The sequence below is a fragment of the Haloparvum alkalitolerans genome (assembly GCF_055381565.1).
In genome coordinates, this window is sequence record NZ_AP043937.1 from 192154 (window position 1) to 210713 (window position 18560).

The window sequence follows — 18560 nt, forward strand, 5'->3', positions numbered from 1 at the left end:
GGTGGACATAGCGGTAGGACTACCATGAAACGAGTTGGAAGTTCCCGGCCCGTGGGGACAACCTCCGAACATATCCGGTGTTTTGACTTAAACTCCGGTACGATCGTCTAAACCGACCTCCCGGGCTATCGCGTCCCGCTTCCGCGCGGGTCGGCCGCGGGCGGCGCGGTCAGGATTCCTCCGACCGTTCCTCCCGGACGTAGCCGGGGAGGTCGTCGACGAACTCCCGGATCACGGCCGCCTCCGCGCGGTGGAGCGTCTCGCTCGCGGTGGACTTCGCCACCCCGACCCGATCGGCGAGGTCGGTGAGCGAACAGGTTCGGGGCGTGTCGTAGTACCCGGATTCGACCGCCGCGAGGAGGATCTCTCGTTGCGCGTCGGTGAGCAGTTCGCTCGGCTCCACGCGCTCGCGGACGTAGCGCACCTCGAACGGGACCCCGAGGTCGTCGAACTGCGCGGCCAGCGCCGAGAGGCGGTCGTGGGGACCCGTCACGTCGATCGTCGCCTCCCCGTCCCGGATCTCCAGCGGCATCTCGATCGGGACGCCGGCGCGCTTGGCGGCGATCAGGAGCAGGGGCGCGGAGGTCTCGAACTGGACCGTCGCTTCGCGCTCCGTCCGCTGGGCCACCGACAACTCGGTCACGGCCGGGTGGGCTGCCATGTCGTCGAGGATCGGATCGATCGGGGCGCCGGTGATCCAGACGAGCGCGAATCCGGGTCCGTCCCCCGCGAGCGCGGTCAGCACCTGAAACGTCGCCTCCGGGTGTGCGCGGGACACGTCGGCCACCCACGGCCCCTCCGGGAGGTCGACGATGAGGCGTGCTTGAGACATGGATGGAACTGTCCCGCCGGCGTCATAAATGGCGCCCGGTGACGACGCGTTTCGGGGGATACTGCTCCCGTTCGGTGTCGACCTCCGCTACGGGTCGGGCTGGCCGTAGCACCCGACGACGGCGCCGAGCGCGACGACCGCGGCGAGGAGCACCCCGGCGTCGAGGGCGCCGGCGTCGCCGAGGCGGCCGATGATCGGCGGGGCGGTCGCACCGAGACCGATGTACACGGAGCGGAGGAGCCCGTAGCCGCTGCCCTGCATCGAGTCGGGGAGCTGGAGGACGATGTTCGTGTTCGCAGGCGGGATGGCGCCGAGGATCGACGCCGACAGCAGCACCGCCCCGACCACCGGGACCGCGCCCTCCGCGAACGGGAGCGCGGCCGCGCCGACGAACCCGGCGGCGACGAACCCGGCGACGGCCCGGCGCTCGCCGTATCGGTCCGCGGCGGCTCCGGCGAGGAACTGGAGCCCGATCGCCGCCGCGAAGAAGCCGCCGTAGACCACAGAAACGGCCGACTGCGAAAGCCCCTTGGTCTCCAGGAGGTACGTCGGGAGGAACCCCGTGATCCCCTGATAGTAGAACAATAGGCAGAACAGGATCGCGGTCGCGTACAGCACGGGCGGCTCGCCGACGACGCGGCGTAGTGTTCGGAGGTATGCACCGCCCGACTCGCTCGTCGGTGCCGCGGAGGTCCGAGACGGCACGAACAGGGCGACGCCGACGAACGTGAGCAGGAACCCCGGAAGCAGGTATCCGAACCCGTACCGCCACCCGAAGGCGACGGCGATCATCCCCGCCGCGATGGGCAGCAGCGCGTTCCCAGCGTTTCCGGCGGCCTGACTGAAGCTGATCGCCGTGTTGCGTTGGTCCGGAAACACGTCCGAGAGGACCGTCACCCTGCTCGGCCCGAACAGCCCGGTGCCGACCCCCAGCAGGACGGTCGCCACGGCGAAGAGCGCGAACGCTGGCGCCGCGACGATGAGCACCGCAGCCGCCCCTCCGAGGCCGAGACTGGCGAGCAGGACGCTTTGCTCGCCGAACCGGTCCGCGAGTATTCCGGCCGGAAACTGCATGAGTGCGTACGATATCCACAGCGCCGAGAGGAGGGCGCCGCCGCCGGTGAATCGCATTCCGAACTCGGTCATGATGTCCGGGAGCAGGACCGGGTAGACGATCCGGATCCCGAGCGACAGGAGCCAGCCCACCGACACGGTGAGCAGGAGTGCGACGTTCCCCGAGTTTCGGAGTGTCTGAAGCGATCGGAACATGTGACTCCTGGCGAGCGGGTGCTCCCTCTCGGAGCGGCATTCGCGTATAGCCATCCGAACCGGTGAATGCTGACGCATTCGGCCGCCCGCGTGAGGCGCGGCCGCCTCCGAGGTGAGGGCCGATTCCCGAATGGACTCCCCCTCCGAAAACAAATTTTGTTTACACCGTCACAGCTTGCTGGTTGCACCAGCCCTTTGTAGACGTGTCGTATCGAGGGGCATATGGCGGGACCGCCGATCCACGACCTGCACTTCGCGGAGGAACCGACCGTCGACGACGTCCCCGGCCCGGAGTCCCGGCGGCTTCTCGACAGACAGGACGACATCGACAGCAGCGCGGTCGCGTACCCCAACAACATCCCCCTCGCGTTCGAGGAGGGGCGCGGCGCGACCCTGAAGGACGCGGACGGAAACGTCTTCCTCGACTTCTTCGCGGGCATCGGCGTCTACAACGTCGGGCACGCCAACCCCTACGTCAACGAGGGGGTCCACGAGCAGATCGACAAGCTCACGCACGCCGTCGACTTCCCGACGCAGCCGCGGATCGACCTGATCGACAAACTGGAGGAGATCGCGCCCGGCTCGCTGGCCGGCAACAGCCGCGTCGTCTTCGGCGGTCCGACCGGCAGCGACGCCGTCGAGGCGTCGATCAAGCTCGCGAAGTACAACACCGGCGGCAACGGCCTGCTCGCGTTCCGTAACTCCTACCACGGGGCGACGGCCGGCGCGATGAGCATCACCTCGAACAAGAAGTTCAAGAAGCCGTACGCGCCGCTGCTGCCGGACGTGGTTCACGCTCCGTTCCCGTACCCCTTCCGCGAGGGCCGCGACCCCGAGGCGTCCGTGAACCGGGCGCTCGAGGAGGTCCGCGCCATCGTCGAGGAGCCGTACGGCGGGCTCACCGACCCCGCGGGCATCTTCGTCGAACCGATTCAGGGCGAGGGCGGCGTCGTCGTCCCGCCGGAGGGGTTCCTCTCCGGCCTCCGCGAGATCGCCGACGAGAACGACCTGCCGCTGGTGTTCGACGAGATCCAGGTCGGGCTCGGCCGCACCGGCGAATGGTGGGCCGCCGAGCACTACGACGTGACCCCGGACGCGATGACGACCGCGAAGGCGCTCGGCGGCAACGGCCAGCCGCTCTCCGGAACGATCTACCACGAGGACCTGGACACGTGGGGGCCGGGCGACCACGCGGGCACCTACCGCGGCCACGTCCCCGCGATGGTCGGCGGGCTCCGGGCCATCGAGTATATCGAGTCACACGACCTGCTCGACCACGCGACGGAGGTCGGCGCGTGGATCCGCGACCGCCTCCGCGACGCCGGCGCGGGCGATCCGGGGCTGGGCGAAGTCCGCGGCAAGGGACTGTTCGTCGGCGCCGAGTTCGTGGACGCGGACGGTGACCCCGACGCCGACCGCGTCGAGGCGATCCAGCAGTACTGCTACGAGCACGGCGTGCTCGTCTGGACGGCGGGCCAGTACGACAACGTCGTCCGGCTGCTCCCGCCGCTCGTGTTGACCCAGCGGCAGGCGGAGGTCGGCACGGAGGTCATCGCGGACGCCATCGCGGCGACCGCGGAGTAGCGCGCTTCGGACCGGGACGTTTCCGAACCCGGACGACTCCAGGGACGCCGTTACGCCGGGGGAGCCGGGAGCGCCGACTCCGGCACGGTCCCGTCGTCGTTCCACCCGCGGCGGTCGTAGTAGGTCTCGATGGCGTCGTCGAGCCCCGGCAGCTCGTCCTCGTACGGGAGGCGGTCGTCGGCGCCGTCGATCCCGCGCCGGTTGTTGAAGTGCCGCTCGAGCGTCACCGTTCGCGCCCCGACCGCCAGCAGGTCCTCGAAGTCGGCGTCGAACAGCAGTTCGTAGCGCTCGGGAGTCATGAAGTCCCGCGAGAACTTGCAGACGACGCCGCTGTCGTTGAGCGCCATCAGGTTCTCCCGCTCGACGAGCCGCTCGGCCTTCCCCTCGAACCCGGACGGAGGCATCGCCTCGTCCTCGTCGACGAGCGGGTACTCCACCGAGTAGAACGTGGCGTACATGTGGTCGGCGCCCCGGTTCGCGACCGCGTACGAGAGCGCCTGCCCGTGGAGCAGCCGCCCCTCGTGGGCCGCGAAGTCCATGTTCTTCACCGACCAGTTCCCGACGCCGAGCTCGTCGTGGATCCGGCCGATCCCCTCCGCGAGCGTGTCGCCGACCCCCTCGCGGTAGGCGGTCTTCTCGACGAGGTCCCAGATGAGCTCGCGGTTGCCGAACTCCTCCTCCGCGTCGAGGTAGGCGGCGACCGTGTTGCCCATCGAGATGGCGTCGAGGCCGTACTCGTCACAGAGGCGGTTCGACTCCATCACGTCGACGATGTCGTCGACGCCGGAGTTGGAGCCGAACGCCATCGCCACCTCGAACTCCGGGCCCTCGGTCTCGACGCCGCGCTCCTCGTCGCGGGTCGGGAGCTTGCACGCGAACGCACACGCCGAGCAGGTGCCCTTCTTGTACTTCTTCTCGGCGACGCGGTCGCCGTTGATCCCGTCGGCACCCTCGAAGGAGCGCTCGGAGAAGTAGTAGGAGGGGAGCCCGTCCATCTCGTTGGCCAGGTCCAGCACCGCGACCGTCCCCTGCTCTTTCATGATGTGGTCCGTCGTCGCGGCCTCGCGGTGGATCTCGTTGGCGGTCGCCGGGATCTCCAGGTCGGGCGCCGACTCGCCGCCGAACGTGACCGCCTTGACGTTCTTCGCGCCGAGGACCGCGCCCAGCCCCCCGCGGCCGAACGCGCGCTCCTCCGTCGTCATGATCGACGCGAACCGGACCTCGTTCTCGCCCGCCGGGCCGATAACCGCGGTCCGGTCGCTGGAGATGTCGTGTTCCGTCTCCAGGTACGCCGTCGTCTCGGGGACGGTCGCCTCTCGGAGGTCCGGCACGGTCTCGAACTCGACGCCGTCGTCCCGGACGTGAACGACGACCAACTCGTCGCTCTCGCCCGTCAACTCGACCGCGCCGTAGCCGGTCGCCGCGAGGTGACGCGACATGAACCCGCCCGCGTTCGAGGAGAGCAGGCCGTCCGTCAGCGGCGAGACGGCGGTGCAGTTCGTCCGGCCGGTGAAGCTCATCTGGGAGGCCTGCATCGGGCCGGTGGTGAACACCGCCCGGTTCTCCGGACCGAGCGGGTCCGCGTCGAACGGGATGCGCTCGTGCGCGAGCCGCGTCCCCACGCCGCGCCCGCCGATGTAGCGCTCCTGGACCTCCGTGATGTCCGTCTCCGACGTCTCCCGGTCGCCGAGGTGGACCGTCAACAGCGGTCCGGTACTGTGAAGCATGGTCGTACCTCCGTCGACCTGCTACAAAAACCCAGGGCCAAGAGGCACGGATTGGGGGTTTCGTGGGCTCTCGCGGCCGGTGGTGGCCGGCACTCCGTGCCGGAGAGCCCCGCTATCGCGGGGATTCGAGCGGTTCGGCGCCGCAGATTATACACAATATCTGTTTTCAATATACACGAAAAAGTTATACGGGCGCTGGGCAATGCCTCTCGTAGACGACCTGTTACCATGCCACGAGAGACCATCTTCGAGGCGGCCGAGTACGAGCGTCGGGTCGCGCGGACGAAGGAGCGACTGCGCGAGGAGGACCTCGACGCGATCGTCGTCGCCGACCCGGCGAACATGAACTACCTGACGGGCTACGACGGCTGGTCCTTCTACGTCCATCAGGCGGTCGTCGTCACGCCCGACCGCGACGAGCCGGTGTGGATCGGGCGCGACATGGACGGCGGCGGGGCGCGCGCGACCACGCACCTCGACGACGACAGCATCCGCGCGTACAGCGACGACCACGTCCACTCCCCGTACGACCTCCACCCGATGGACTACGTGGCGGGCGTCCTCGACGAGTTGGGCGTCGCGGAGGGTCGCGTCGGCCTGGAGATGGACGCCGCCTACTTCACCGCGAAGTCGTACACGCGCCTCCAGGAAAACCTCCCGAACGCCGAGTTCGTCGACGCGACGCTGCTCGTCGGCTGGGTGCGGATCAAGAAGTCCGACCAGGAGATCGCGTACATGCGCGAGGCCGCTCGCATCTCGGAGAACGCGATGCAGGCCGGGCTGGACGTCATCGAGGAGGGCGTCCCGGAGTACGAGGCCGCGGCCGCGATCTACGACCGACTCATCAGGGGGACCGACGACTACGGCGGGGATTACCCCTCCATCGTCCCGCTGATGCCCTCCGGCGACCACACCGGAACCCCGCACCTGACGTGGACCGACCGCGAGTTCGAGGACGGCGACCCGGTTATCATCGAACTCTCCGGCTGTCGTCACCGCTACCACTCGCCGCTGGCCCGGACGACGTTCGTGGGTGACCCGCCGGCGAAACTGGAGGAGACCGCCGACATCGTCGTCGAGGGGCTGGAGGCCGCCCTCGACGCGGCCGAACCCGGCGTCACCTGCGAGGCGGTCGAGCGGGCGTGGCGCGAGACCATCGCGCAGTACGGCCTCGAGAAGGAGGACCGCATCGGCTACTCGATGGGGCTCGGCTACCCGCCGGACTGGGGCGAGCACACCGCCAGCATCCGGCCGGGCGACGAGACCGTCCTCGAGGAGGACATGACGTTCCACATGATCCCCGGCATCTGGACCGACGAGATCGGCATGGAGATCAGCGAGACGTTCCGCGTCACGAGCACGGGCGCGGAGACGCTGGCGGACTTCCCCCGCCGGCTGTTCACGACCTGAGAAACGCGACCGAGCCACACCGACCGACCAAGCCACACCGACCGAGCCACCCATACACAACCCATGAGCACGACACCCACAGTCGACGACCCCGGCACCGAGGAGGAGCCCGACTCGACGCTCGTCACCGCGCGCCGACAGCTCGAACGCGCCGCCGCCCACGTCGACGTCGACCCCGACGTCGTCGAGCGCCTCAAACACCCGACCCGGGTCCAGCAGGTCTCCGTCCCGCTCGAACGCGAGGACGGCTCCGTCGAGGTCTTCACCGGCTACCGCGCCCAGCACGACGACGTGCGCGGCCCGTACAAGGGCGGGCTCCGCTACCATCCCGAGGTCACCGCGGAGGAGTGCGTCGGCCTCTCGATGTGGATGACCTGGAAGTGCGCCGTGATGGACCTCCCCTTCGGCGGCGGGAAGGGTGGGGTCGCGGTCGACCCCAAGTCGCTGACCGACGACGAGACCGAGCGGCTCACGCGCCGGTTCGCGGAGGAGCTGCGCGACGTGGTCGGCCCGACGAAGGACGTGCCCGCGCCGGACATGGGCACCGACGCCCAGACGATGGCGTGGTTCATGGACGCCTACTCGATGCAGCAGGGCGAGACGACCCCCGGCGTCGTCACCGGCAAGCCGCCGATCGTCGGCGGCTCGTACGGCCGCGAGGAGGCCCCCGGCCGCTCGACGGCCATCGCCGCGCGGGAGGCGGTCGACTACGAGGGGCGCGACCTCGCGGAGACGACCGTCGCGGTGCAGGGGTTCGGCTCCGTCGGCGCGAACGCGGCGCGCCTGCTCGACGACTGGGGCGCGACCGTCGTCGCCGTCAGCGACGTGAACGGGGCGGTCTACGACCCTGACGGGCTCGACACGCGCGCGGTCCCGACCCACGAGGAGGAGCCGGAGGCGGTGCTGTCGCACGAGGCGCCCGAGACGCTCTCGAACGGCGAGATCCTCGAACTCGACGTTGACGTTGTGATCCCCGCCGCGGTCGGGAACGTCATCACCGCGGCCAACGCCGACGCGATCGCGGCCGACATCGTCGTGGAGGGAGCCAACGGCCCCACCACGTTCGCGGCCGACGCGATCCTCGAGGAGCGCGGCGTGACCGTGATCCCGGACATCCTCGCGAACGCCGGCGGCGTCACGGTGAGCTACTTCGAGTGGCTCCAGGACATCAACCGACGCACGTGGTCGCTCGAACGCGTCAACGAGGAACTGGAAGAACAGATGCTGGAGGCGTGGGACGCCGTCCGCGCCGAGGTCGAGTCGGCGGACCTGACCTGGCGCGACGCCGCTTACGTGGTCGCGCTCTCGCGTATCGCCGAGGCGAAGGACACGCGCGGGCTCTGGCCGTAGCCCCGATTTTTCACTCGACGGTCGCGGCGGCCAGCTTCTCGACCGGGTGCGGCGGCTCCGCGCCGCCCTCGCGCTCGGCCAGTTGCGCGCGACAGGAGGCGCCCGGCGCGACGACCGCGTCGCCGTCGCTGTCGTCGACCTGATCGAACAGGATCCGACCGATCGCGCGGCTCAGCGAGTAGTGCTCGGCCTCGTAGCCGAACGAGCCCGCCATGCCGCAACAGCCCGAGTCGAGGTCGTCGACCGCGTAGCCGGCGGACCGCAACACCGCGACTGCGTGGCCGTCCTTCTTGGTCGCCTTCTGGTGACAGTGACCGTGATACGTCAGCGTCTCGTCGGTCGCGTCCGTGGCGAGCGCCGCGGTCAGGTCGAACCGGTCGAGGTACTCCATCACCCCGTAGCTGTTCGCCGCGACGCGCTCGGCGTCCCGGCCGTCGAGTAAGTCGAGGTAATCGGACTGGAGCATGACGGCGTCGGAGGGTTCGACGAGGACCACGTCCCAGCCGTCCGCGACCCGCGGCGCCAGCGCCGCGACGTTCGTCCGCGCGCGTTCGCGAGCCGCGTCGAGGAACCCCTTCGAGTGCGCGGGTCGGCCGGTGGCGGTCACGTCGTCGGGGACCGCCACGTGGACGCCCGCGGCCTCCAGCACCTCGACGGCCGCCCGCCCCGCCTCGGGGTGGTTGTAGTTGGTGGCGGTGTCCGGGAACAGCAGGACCTTGCGCGTCGCCTCCTCGACCGGGACCCGCGCTCCGCCCCGCGCCGCGAACCACTCCTCGAAGCTCTCGGCGGCGAAGGCGGGCAGGTCGCGCTCGCGGGCGATACCGACCGTCTTCTCGGCGATCCAGCCGGCGCCCGGGAGCGAGGTCGCCCAGTTCGACACCGGCGCGAGCGCGGAGCCGACGGCGTTCAGCCGGTCGACGTTCGCGAACAGCCGGTCCCGGAGGGACGCGCCGTGTTCCTCGTGGGCGGCGTGTTCGACCTCCGCTTTGAGCTTCGCCATGTCCACCTCGCTCGGACAGTCGCGGGCACAGCCCTTGCAGCCGACACAGAGGTCCATCACCTCCGCGAGGAACTCGGGGTCGGTGCTGTCGGCGTCCAGCTCGCCGTTCATCGCGCCGCGGAGCATGTTCGCGCGGCCGCGGGTGCTGAGCTCCTCCTCCTCGGCCGCGCGGTAGGTCGGACACATCACGCCGCCGGTCGTCCCCTGATCCCCCCGGCAGCCGCCGCAGCCGTGACAGAGTTCGACCATCCCCTGCATGCCGTTGTCCACGTCCCACTCGAGGGCGGGCTCGAAGCCGGCGTCGAACTCGTAGCCCGGCGAGAACCGGAGGTGCTCGGTCATGTCGTGGTCGCCACAGACCGTGCCCGGGTTGAGCAGCCAGTCGGGGTCGAACGCCCGCTTCACGTCGCGGAACAGCTCCCAGACCTCGTCGCCGTACAGTTTTCTGTTCCACTGCGTGCGCGCGCGGCCGTCGCCGTGCTCGCCGGAGACGGAGCCGCCGTACTCCACGACGAGGTCGGTGACGGCGTCCGCCACCGCCTCGAACTGGTTCAGTCCGGCCGGGCTCTTGGTGTCGACGAGCGGCCGCATGTGCATGCAGCCGGGGCCGGCGTGTGCGTAGAAGCTCGCGAACGTGTCGTGCTCCGCGAGCACCTCGCGGAAGTCCGCGACGTAGTCGTCGAGGTGTTCGGTCGGAACGGCCGTGTCCTCGATGAAGGAGATGTGCTTGGCGTCGGAGGTCCGCGACAGCAGGATCGGCGCCGCGCTCTTGCGGAGCTTCCAGAGCTCCTCGCGGTCCTCGGGAGCGTACGCCTCCAGCGCGTCGAAGGCACAGAGCGACTCGTCGGCCAGCAGGTCGCCGATCCGGCTGCGTGCGTCGGCCTCGCTCTCGGCGTAACACTCCACGAGGAGCGCCGTCTCGGTCCCCGCCGGTAGGGTCTCCACGAGGCCGGCGAACTCCTCGGTATCGCGGGCCAACTCGAGCAGCACGTCGTCGATGGCCTCGATCGCCGCGGGGTCGTGTCGGCGGACGATGGCGTCCACGTCGCCCATCGCGTCGATCAGGTCGGTGTACGTCAGCAGCGCCACGCCGGTCGTCTCGGGGACCGGCTCGAGCGACACCGTCGCGGCCGTGACGACGCCGAGCGTCCCCTCGCTGCCGGCGAACAGTCGCGCGAGGTTGACGGTCGCGTCGGGGGCGGGCCGTTCGGTCGTGTCGATGGGCGCGGCGTCGTTCGCCCCGTCGTCAGCGTCCCGTTCCGCACCGTCGAACGCCTCCGGCTGGCCGTACGCCTCCGCGACCAGCCTGTCGAGGTTGTAGCCGGAGACGTTCCGTTTCAGTTGCGGGAAGGCCTCGGCGACCGCCCCGGCCTCCTCGTCCACGACGCGGCGCGCGACCTCGTAGATCCGCGCTCGCAGGTCGCCGTCCGGGTCCGCACCCGCGCGGAGGTCGGCGACCGTCACCTCGCCGAACTGCTCCACGCTCCCGTCCGCGAGCACGGCCTCGACTGACTCGACGTAGGCGTCGGTCTTGCCGTACTGCAGCGAGTGCGCGCCCGTCGAGTTGTTGCCGATCGCCCCCCCGACGGTGCTCCGGTTTCCCGCCGCCGGATCCGGAGCGAACTTCAGCCCGTGGGGCGCGAGGGCGTCGTTGAGGTCCGCAAGGACGGTCCCCGCCCCGACCCGAGCCCGCCGGTCCTCGGCCTCGATCTCCAGCACGTCGCCCATGTGGGCCGTCAGGTCGAGGACGACCGCCTCGTTGACGGCCTGCCCGGCGAGGCTCGTGCCGCCACCGCGGGGGAGTACCGGGATCCCCCGGTCGGCGCAGTAGTCGACGACCGCGGCCACGTCGGCGGTGGAAGACGGGAGGACGACCCCGACCGGCGTCACCTCGTACGCCGAGGCGTCCGTGGCGTAGAGCCGGCGGCTGTGCTCGTCGAAGCGCACCTCGCCGTCGACCCGGTCCGCGAGCGCCGACACGAGCGCCGGCCGGTCCACGCCGCCGCCGACGTAGTCGTAGTCGGCTCGCGGATCAGCGGCGGGGTCGTCGAACGCGTCGTCCCCCTCGGTCTCGGTCGCGGAGTCCTGTGCCGCCATGGCTCACCCGTCCGCGTCGGGGCGCACGACGGCGTTTTCCAGTTCGTCGCCGTCGTCGAGCGCGGCGACGTTGCTCGCCACGATGTCCGCGAGCCGGTCCCAGTGCTTCGGCGTGTGGCCGCCGGTGTGGGGCGTGATCAGGCAGTTCTCCAGCTCCCAGAGGACGTGGTCCGCGGGGAGCGGCTCCGGGTCGGTGACGTCGAGGGCGGCGCCGCGGATCCCCTCCGTCTGGAGCGCCGACACGAGCGCGTCCGTGTCGATAAGTCCGCCGCGGGCCGCGTTGACAACGACCGCGTTCGGCGGGAGCGTCGCCAGCTCCGCCTCGCCGACGATTCCTCGGGTCAGGTCGTTGAGCGGACACGCGAGCACGACGTAGTCGCTGCGCGCGAACGCCTCGTGAACGTCCGCGTCGTCGAACCCGAGCACCTCGTCGGTCGGGCCGCCCTTCTCGGGCGTGTACCGGATCCCGATCGTCTCGACCTCGAAGCCGTCGAGTCGCTGGACGACGGCCTGTCCGATCGACCCCAGTCCGACGACGGTGACCGTGCTGTCGGTGAACTCCCGCGACCCGAAGTGGCGCCACTCGCCGTTCGTCTTCCGCCGCCAGCCCTCGTGGAGGTTCCGCGCGAAGACGAGCATGTTGGCGACCGTCTGCTCGGCGATGCCGGGCGCGTGGATGCCGCCCGCGTTCGTCACCGCGACGCCGTGCTCGGCCAGCGCCTCGGTCGGCACGTGGTCGGTGCCCGCGAACGTGCACGCGAACAGGTCGAGCCGGTCGGCGCCGTCGAGCAGGTCTGGGTCGATGTCGATGCCGGTCACGACTCGCGCCCGGGGGACCAGCTCGCGCTCCTCGGCCGGCGTGCGCGCGTGCGCCACGGCGTGATCGGGCAGTCGCTCGCGGAGCGCGTCCGCGTACGACGCCATCGACAGTCCCTCGGTTCCCTCTCGTAGCACCACGACGTCCGGGTCGGCGTCCGATTGTGTGCTCATGTGGAGTGCTCGCGCCGGTGTGACGCGTTGAACGTGGATCGTCGGGGAGTCTCTTATCCTTTTTGTGTATATCTTGTCAACGACAATTGTGTATAGTTAAGGCCGTGGAGTGAGAGAGTGACTCGCATGACCGAACCGATCCGGGACCGGCTCGTCAGCCTGCGTCGGCGCTTCCACCGTCACCCCGAGCCAGCGTGGCGCGAGTTCCTCACCACCGCGCGGCTCGTGGAGGAGATCCGGGGGATCGGCGTCGACGAGCTGGCGGTCGGTCCGGACGCGTACGACCCCGCCGACCGCATGGCCGTCCCGGACGGGGACCTCGATCCGTGGATCGACCGCGCCCGCGAACGCGGCGTCGACGAGGACCTTCTCGACCGGATGGCCGGCGGCAACACCGGCGTCGTCGCGGAACTCGACCGCGGCGAGGGGCCGGCGATCGGCCTCCGGGTGGACATCGACGGCCTGTTCATCGAGGAGTCGACCGACCTCGACCACGACCCCGTCGACGAGGGGTTCCGCTCGGAGATCGACGGGACGATGCACGCCTGCGGCCACGACGCGCACATGACGTGGGGTCTCGCCGTCCTCGAGGCGATCGCCGAGAGCGACTTCTCGGGCCGGTTCGTCGTCTTCTTCCAGCCGGCCGAGGAGACCGGCGGCGGGGGCCACCCGATGGCGGAGAGCCGGTTCGCGGACGACCTCGACTACCTGCTGGCGGTCCACGTCGGCCTGGACCACCCGACCGGCGAGGTGGTCGCGGGGATCGAGAAGCCGCTGGCGATGTGTCACGTCGACGCGACGATCGAGGGCACCTCGGCGCACGCCGGCAAGGCCCCCAACGAGGGCGACAACGCGATGCAGGCGATGGGGAACGCCATCGTGAACGCCTACGGTATCCCGCGCCACAGCGACGGGATGACGCGCGTGAACGTCGGTCGAGCCGAGTCCGGCACCGCGAGCAACGTCATCGCCGAGCACGCTCACATGGAGATGGAGGCCCGCGGCGAGACGACCGCCGTGATGGAGGACGTGAAGCGCCGCCTCCGGCGCACCGTGCGCTCCGCCGCGACGATGCACGGCTGCCGCGCCACGGTCGACGTGGTGAGCGAGTCGCCGCGCGCCGATAGCGACCCCGAGCTCCAGGCGCTCGTGAGCGAGGTGGCCGACCGTGTCGCCGGGATCGACACCGTCCTCCCGGCGGCGGACTTCGGCGCGAGCGAGGACGCGACGTTCCTGATGGAGCGCGTGCAGAACGAGGGCGGGCTGGCGACGTACCTGATCGTGGGGACGGACCACCCGACGAGCCACCACACGCCCACGTTCGACGTGGACGAACGGAGCCTCCGGCACGGCGTCGACGTGCTGGTGGGGACGATCAGGGACCTCGAGCGGCGACATCCGGTCCCGCACGTCGAGGACGGGATCCACGCACGCGACCCGGTCGACACCGACGACGCGGCCGACGTCGGCGACGCGACCGACGACCACGCATGACCGAGGGACGCGACCGCGCGGGCGACGATGAGGACGCCCGCGGCGAGGCGGGCGATGGTGGCGACGCCCGCGGCGACGCGGGCGGCGAGAGCGACCCCGGGGACGGTCTCCCGGTCACGCTCGCGGACGTGCGGGCCGCCGAGCGGCGCCTCTCCGACGTGGTCCACCGGACGCCGCTCGACACCTCGCGGACGTTCGCCGAGATGAGCGGCGCGGCGTCGCTCGGCCTCAAACTGGAGCCGTTCCAGCGCACCGGCTCGTTCAAGATCCGCGGCGCCTACAACGCGATGGCGCAGCTCTCCCCGGCCGAGCGCGAGGCCGGCGTGGTCGCCGCCAGCGCCGGCAACCACGCGCAGGGCGTGGCGCTCGCGGGCGACCTGCTCGGGGTCGACACGACGATCGTCGTCCCCGAGGTGACGCCGGCGGCGAAGGTCGCGGCGACGAGCGGGTACGGCGCGACGGTGCTCGTGGAGGGGGACATCTACGAGCGCTCCTACGAGTTCGCCGTGGAGCGCGCCGACGAGACCGGCGAGACGTTCGTCCACCCCTTCGACGACGCGGCCGTCATCGCGGGACAGGGAACGATCGGGCTCGAACTGCTCGACCAGTACCCGGAGTTGGACACCGTCTTCGTGGCGATCGGCGGCGGCGGGCTTATCTCCGGGATCGGTACGGCGATGGCGGCGCTCGACCGCGAGGTGCGCGTGGTCGGCGTCCAGCCGGAGGGGGCCGCCCACGCGGGTCCCTCGCTGGAGGCGGGCGAGATCCGCGAGCGCGCCGACGTGGACACCGTGGCGGACGGGATCGCTGACACGCGCATGCTCGAGACGACGTTCCGGGTCGCCCGCGAGGTCGTCGACGAGGTGGTGACCGTCTCGGATCGCGAGATCGCGGCCGCGGTGACGCTTCTGGCCGAGCGGGAGAAGGTGGTCGCCGAGGGGGCGGGGGTCGCCCCGCTCGCGGCCGCGCTCGCGGACCGGGTCCGTCTCGACGGAGCCCACGCCGCCGTGGTCGTCTCGGGCGGGAACGCGGACCTCACTGACCACGCTGACCTCGTGCGCACGGGGCTCCACGAACTCGGCCGGTACGAGACGGTCCGGCTCGCGGTCGACGACTGGCCGACCGCGCTCTCCGCGGTCCTCGCGGCCGCCGAGGACGCCGGCGCCGAGGTGGACGCGCTCGAACGCGCCAGCCCGACCGCCGTCGACGACCCGAACCGGACGCCCGTGCGGGTCGGGCTGGGCGGGAGCGGACCGGCCCACCTCGACGAGGCACTGGCGGCGCTCGAGGCGGTCGAGGGGGTCAGCGTCGTGCGTCGCTCGGCGGAGAACGGATAGCGGACCCGGCACGACTCCGTCCAACTCGGTCGGACGCGGTCGGCGCGACGGACGCGGTCAGGCCACGGCCGTGCTCGCGCCCACCGCGTCGATCGCGTCGAGGAAGAGCCCGATCCCCAACTCGATCTCGCGCTCCGTCGAGTCCAGCGGGGGGAGCAGCCGGACCGTCTTCTTCCCGCAGCCGAGCGTGAGCAGGCCGCGGTCGAGCGCGGCCTCGACGACGGCCGAGCGCCGCTCGGGCGTGTCGAACTCCACCGCGAGCATCAGGCCCTTCCCGCGCACGTCCACGACGTGGTCGGGCGCGTCGTCGCGGAGGAGCTCCGTCGCCTGCCGACCGCGGCGGGTGGCGTTGTCCAGTAGGTCGTGCTCCTCGATCGCCTCCAGCGTGAACGCGCCCATCATCGACCCGAGGACGTCGCCGCCCCCGAAGGTCGAGCCGAGACGGTTCTTCTCGCTCGGGAACACGTCCGAGCGCGAGATCGTCGCGCCGACGCGCAACGCCTTCGCGCTCGCGATCACGTCCGGCTCGATGGCGTAGTGGTCCGAGGCCCAGATCTCCCCGGTCCGGCCGACGCCGGACTGGATCTCGTCGACGACCAGCGGGATGTCGTACTCCTCGGTGACGGCCGCGACCTCGTCCATGAACGCCTCGCTCGGGAACCGGTAGCCGCCGACGCCCTGGATCGGTTCGAGCGTGAGGAACGCGACCTCGTCGGGGTCGACGTGGCCGCCCTCGGGCGCGAGCATATTCCGGAGCCGGGAGCCGCCGCCGGCGAAGAACCCGCAGTCACAGGTCCCCGCGTCGCACCCGCGGTCGGCACAGAAGGGGACGGTCTCGACGCCGCTGATCTCGGGGTAGTGGCGCGTGTAGACGTCCTTCGACTTCGTCACCGAGAGGGTCCCGAGCGTGCGGCCGTGGAAGCTCCCGTCGAACGCGACGCCGTACTTCGCGGGCGCGCGGTGGTCGTGGGTGATCTTCATCGCGTTCTCCATCGCCTCCGCGCCGGAGTTCGAGAGGAACACCGTGTCCATCCCGTAGTGGCTCGTCGCCTCGACCAGCCGCTCCATGAGGTGGCTGGAACCGGGGACCTCCGACTCCTCGGGGGTCGCTCCGGCGCCGAAGTACATGTCCTGACCCGCGATCTTCATCGGCTCGACGAGGTCGAACGCCCGAAGCTTCGAGAGCACCTTCTCGTTGTTGTAGCCGAGCGGGGCGGCGCCGATGTGGCAGGTAAAATCGAGGAGGACGTTGCCGTCGACGTCGGTGACGAAGGGGCCGTCGGCCTCGCGGGTCACGTCCCAGACGAACTCGTGGGAGTACTCGCTGGGGGCGGCGTGCTGCTGGTGGAAGTCGACCCAGCGCTGCGCGTTCGGCCCCGGAAGCGCGTCCGCGTCGGGCTCCGCCGTGTCCCTATCCATACACAGTTTATGTGTATGTCTTACATTAAAACTTGTTATGGCACGCCCGCGAGGCGGGACGCGTGGTGTGATTGGCGACCGTGACCTCCTCCTCGGGGACGTACTGCCGTGGCGGCCGCGACCGGGACGCCCGGTGCCGACCGCGACCAGCACGTCCGGTGCCGGCCGCGCGACCGGTGGTGCGGTGTCAGTCGTCGTCGACTTCGGGCGATCCGGCGGAGCCGGACTGCGACTCCACCTTCTCGGCCGACCCGAACAGCACGGTCTCGTCCTGCAGGAGCACCTGGTCGTAGTGCTTGCTGAAGTCCCGTATCAGCGCCAGCATGGCGAGGAAGCAGACGAACGCGAACGGCGTTCCGGTGATGATCGCCGCTTGCTGGAGCGTGTTCGCGCTGCCGGTGCCGCCGAGGATCATCAGGATGGCCGCGGTCATGCCGAGCACGACGCCCCAGAAGATCCGGTTGACGTTCGACGGCTTGGCCTTCCCGCCGGTCGTCATCATCGAGACGGCCAGCGTCGAGGAGTCGGCGGACGTGACGAAGAACGTCGTCACGAGGATCATGAACAGGTAGATCAACACCGACCCGATCGGGACCGTCAGCGACGCGCCGCCGAGGCTCAGGGTGAAGTTCAGCGCCTCGAAGAGGATGAAGCCGGAGACCTCGGGCCCGGCCTCGCCGGCCAGCACCGCGCCGAAGTCGGCGATGCCGTTGTGCTGCGCCCACACGGCGGTGCCGCCGACGAACGTGAACCACGGGATGGTGGCGGCGGAGGTCGCCACGATCCCGGTGAACGCGACCTCGCGGACGGTCCGGCCCTTCGAGATGCGGGCGATGAACAGGCCCGCGAACGGCGACCACGAGAGCGCCCACGCCCAGTAGAAGACGGTCCAGGCGTTCATCCACCCCGTCGCGCTCGCGTCACCGCCGCCCATCGGTCCGGCGCCGGTGAAGAGGCTCATGGAGACGAACTCGCTGATCATGCCGCCGAACGCCTGCGTACCCAGCAGCACGAGGAACAGCGTCGGTCCCACGATGAACGTCGCGAACATGAGCACGACGAACAGGACCATGTTGAAGTTCGAGAGCCGGCGGATCCCCTTGTCGACTCCCAGCACCATCGAGGTCGTGAACAGCAGCGTCATCATGGTGACGACGAGGAGGATCCCCCAGTCCCCCATGCTGATCCCCCACTGGTAGTCGAGGCCGGTGACGAACTGGCTGCCGATGAAGCCGAGCGAGGTGGCGACGCCGCCGATGGTCGCGAAGACGGCGAGGATGTCGACGACCTTCGCGAACGGCCCGTCGAGGTTCTCCGCCCCGATCAGCGGCGTGAGCGCGGAGGAGACCCGAAGCGGGACGTTCTCGTAGTTGTACGCGAAGTAGCCGATGGCGATGCCCATGATCGTGAACACCGCCAGCTGCGGGAGCGCCCAGTGGAACAGCGTCTGCTGGACGGCGACGGTCATCGCCTCCGCCGATCCGCCCTCCACGCCGCTGAACAGCGGCGAGGGGTTGTTGTAGTAGAACAGCGCCTCCGTCGGCCCCCAGAAGACGACGCCCGCGGCGAAGCCCGCGGAGTACAGCATCGCGAAGAACGACAGGAAGCTGTACTCCGGCGACTCGTCGCCGAGCTTGATGCCGCCCCACGGCCCCACGATCAGGAACAGCAGGAACAGCACGATCAGGAAGACGATCAGCAGCATCGCCCAGTTGAACGCGCCGAGCAGCTGGTTGTTCAGCGAGGTGATCCCGTTCTCGACCGTGCTCGGGCTGACGAAGAACGCCCCGATAACCCCGAGCGTCAGCAGCGCGCCGAACGCGAACACGACGGGGTCGATCTCCTCGCGGAACTCGTCGAACAGTCCGGAGTCGGCGTCGCTCATCCGGTCTCACCCCCGCGAGCGAGGTCGCGGCCGGTCGAAGCACCCTGTCTCCACCTATCGCGTACCATGCTACGAGATGGCATGGGGATTCGATCGAAACTATACACAATAAGTGTTTCTCACTCCGCGCTTTTCTATACAGATTATGTATATTCGACGCACATAG

General features: G+C 70.0%; 12 protein-coding genes. 5 read left to right on the plus strand and 7 right to left on the minus strand.

All coding sequences use genetic code 11. The annotated features are described in order from the left end of the window. Positions 1-169 precede the first annotated feature (169 nt). On the minus strand, positions 170-832 hold the full coding sequence (locus ACZ432_RS01960; RefSeq protein ID WP_426963158.1) for a helix-turn-helix domain-containing protein: 663 nt from the start codon (positions 830-832) through the stop codon (positions 170-172). Positions 833-919: 87 nt separating this feature from the next. Continuing rightward, a complete protein-coding gene (locus ACZ432_RS01965; RefSeq protein WP_426963157.1) occupies positions 920-2101 on the minus strand; it encodes an MFS transporter in 1182 nt (393 codons plus the stop codon). A gap of 222 nt (positions 2102-2323) precedes the next feature. Between ACZ432_RS01965 and ACZ432_RS01970 the strand changes: the two genes are divergently transcribed. Next, positions 2324-3685 (plus strand): aspartate aminotransferase family protein, encoded by a 1362-nt coding sequence (locus tag ACZ432_RS01970; protein WP_426963156.1) that lies wholly within the window; start codon positions 2324-2326, stop codon positions 3683-3685. A 50-nt stretch (positions 3686-3735) separates the two neighbouring features. Here ACZ432_RS01970 and ACZ432_RS01975 read toward each other — a convergent pair whose 3' ends face one another. Next, the gene (locus tag ACZ432_RS01975) at positions 3736-5412 is read right to left on the minus strand and encodes an aldehyde ferredoxin oxidoreductase family protein (RefSeq protein WP_426963155.1); all 1677 of its coding nucleotides are present in this window, start codon (positions 5410-5412) and stop codon (positions 3736-3738) included. 228 nt (positions 5413-5640) lie between these two features. On the opposite strand from ACZ432_RS01975, the gene ACZ432_RS01980 reads away from it, so the two are divergent. Together ACZ432_RS01980 and gdhB are read left to right on the plus strand one after the other, a co-directional pair. Next, on the plus strand, positions 5641-6822 hold the full coding sequence (locus ACZ432_RS01980; protein WP_426963154.1) for a M24 family metallopeptidase: 1182 nt from the start codon (positions 5641-5643) through the stop codon (positions 6820-6822). 63 nt (positions 6823-6885) lie between these two features. Beyond that, positions 6886-8172: a glutamate dehydrogenase GdhB gene (gdhB, locus tag ACZ432_RS01985; protein ID WP_426963153.1), complete on the plus strand. Its 1287-nt coding sequence runs from the start codon at positions 6886-6888 to the stop codon at positions 8170-8172. 10 nt (positions 8173-8182) lie between these two features. On the opposite strand, the gene ACZ432_RS01990 is transcribed toward gdhB, so the two are convergent. Together ACZ432_RS01990 and ACZ432_RS01995 are read right to left on the minus strand one after the other, a co-directional pair. After that, positions 8183-11269 (minus strand): FAD-binding and (Fe-S)-binding domain-containing protein, encoded by a 3087-nt coding sequence (locus tag ACZ432_RS01990; protein WP_426963152.1) that lies wholly within the window; start codon positions 11267-11269, stop codon positions 8183-8185. A 3-nt stretch (positions 11270-11272) separates the two neighbouring features. Then, positions 11273-12259, minus strand: a complete 987-nt coding sequence (locus tag ACZ432_RS01995) for a D-2-hydroxyacid dehydrogenase (RefSeq protein WP_426963151.1) — start codon at positions 12257-12259, stop codon at positions 11273-11275. A gap of 126 nt (positions 12260-12385) precedes the next feature. Here ACZ432_RS01995 and ACZ432_RS02000 point away from each other — a divergent pair, with 126 nt between their 5' ends. Beyond that, positions 12386-13753 carry an amidohydrolase gene (locus tag ACZ432_RS02000; RefSeq protein WP_426963150.1) on the plus strand — a complete coding sequence of 456 codons (1368 nt, stop codon included), beginning with the start codon at positions 12386-12388 and terminating at the stop codon, positions 13751-13753. Beyond that, a complete protein-coding gene (gene ilvA, locus ACZ432_RS02005; protein ID WP_426963149.1) occupies positions 13750-15090 on the plus strand; it encodes a threonine ammonia-lyase in 1341 nt (446 codons plus the stop codon). The genes ACZ432_RS02000 and ilvA overlap by 4 nt, the downstream gene beginning before the upstream one ends. 57 nt (positions 15091-15147) lie before the next feature. Here the strand turns inward: ilvA and ACZ432_RS02010 are convergent, their stop codons facing one another. Continuing rightward, a complete protein-coding gene (locus ACZ432_RS02010; protein ID WP_426963148.1) occupies positions 15148-16509 on the minus strand; it encodes an aminotransferase class III-fold pyridoxal phosphate-dependent enzyme in 1362 nt (453 codons plus the stop codon). Positions 16510-16696: 187 nt separating this feature from the next. Then, on the minus strand, positions 16697-18394 hold the full coding sequence (locus tag ACZ432_RS02015; RefSeq protein ID WP_426963147.1) for a BCCT family transporter: 1698 nt from the start codon (positions 18392-18394) through the stop codon (positions 16697-16699). Positions 18395-18560 lie beyond the last annotated feature (166 nt).

What these genes read in the sequence shown, in the direction of transcription:
- ACZ432_RS01960 (WP_426963158.1), bottom strand. Translation starts at nt 832, where the DNA reads ATGTCTCAAGCACGCCTCATCGTCGACCTCCCGGAGGGGCCGTGGGTG.
- ACZ432_RS01965 (WP_426963157.1), bottom strand. Translation starts at nt 2,101, where the DNA reads ATGTTCCGATCGCTTCAGACACTCCGAAACTCGGGGAACGTCGCACTC.
- ACZ432_RS01970 (WP_426963156.1), top strand. Translation starts at nt 2,324, where the DNA reads ATGGCGGGACCGCCGATCCACGACCTGCACTTCGCGGAGGAACCGACC.
- ACZ432_RS01975 (WP_426963155.1), bottom strand. Translation starts at nt 5,412, where the DNA reads ATGCTTCACAGTACCGGACCGCTGTTGACGGTCCACCTCGGCGACCGG.
- ACZ432_RS01980 (WP_426963154.1), top strand. Translation starts at nt 5,641, where the DNA reads ATGCCACGAGAGACCATCTTCGAGGCGGCCGAGTACGAGCGTCGGGTC.
- gdhB (WP_426963153.1), top strand. Translation starts at nt 6,886, where the DNA reads ATGAGCACGACACCCACAGTCGACGACCCCGGCACCGAGGAGGAGCCC.
- ACZ432_RS01990 (WP_426963152.1), bottom strand. Translation starts at nt 11,269, where the DNA reads ATGGCGGCACAGGACTCCGCGACCGAGACCGAGGGGGACGACGCGTTC.
- ACZ432_RS01995 (WP_426963151.1), bottom strand. Translation starts at nt 12,259, where the DNA reads ATGAGCACACAATCGGACGCCGACCCGGACGTCGTGGTGCTACGAGAG.
- ACZ432_RS02000 (WP_426963150.1), top strand. Translation starts at nt 12,386, where the DNA reads ATGACCGAACCGATCCGGGACCGGCTCGTCAGCCTGCGTCGGCGCTTC.
- ilvA (WP_426963149.1), top strand. Translation starts at nt 13,750, where the DNA reads ATGACCGAGGGACGCGACCGCGCGGGCGACGATGAGGACGCCCGCGGC.
- ACZ432_RS02010 (WP_426963148.1), bottom strand. Translation starts at nt 16,509, where the DNA reads ATGGATAGGGACACGGCGGAGCCCGACGCGGACGCGCTTCCGGGGCCG.
- ACZ432_RS02015 (WP_426963147.1), bottom strand. Translation starts at nt 18,394, where the DNA reads ATGAGCGACGCCGACTCCGGACTGTTCGACGAGTTCCGCGAGGAGATC.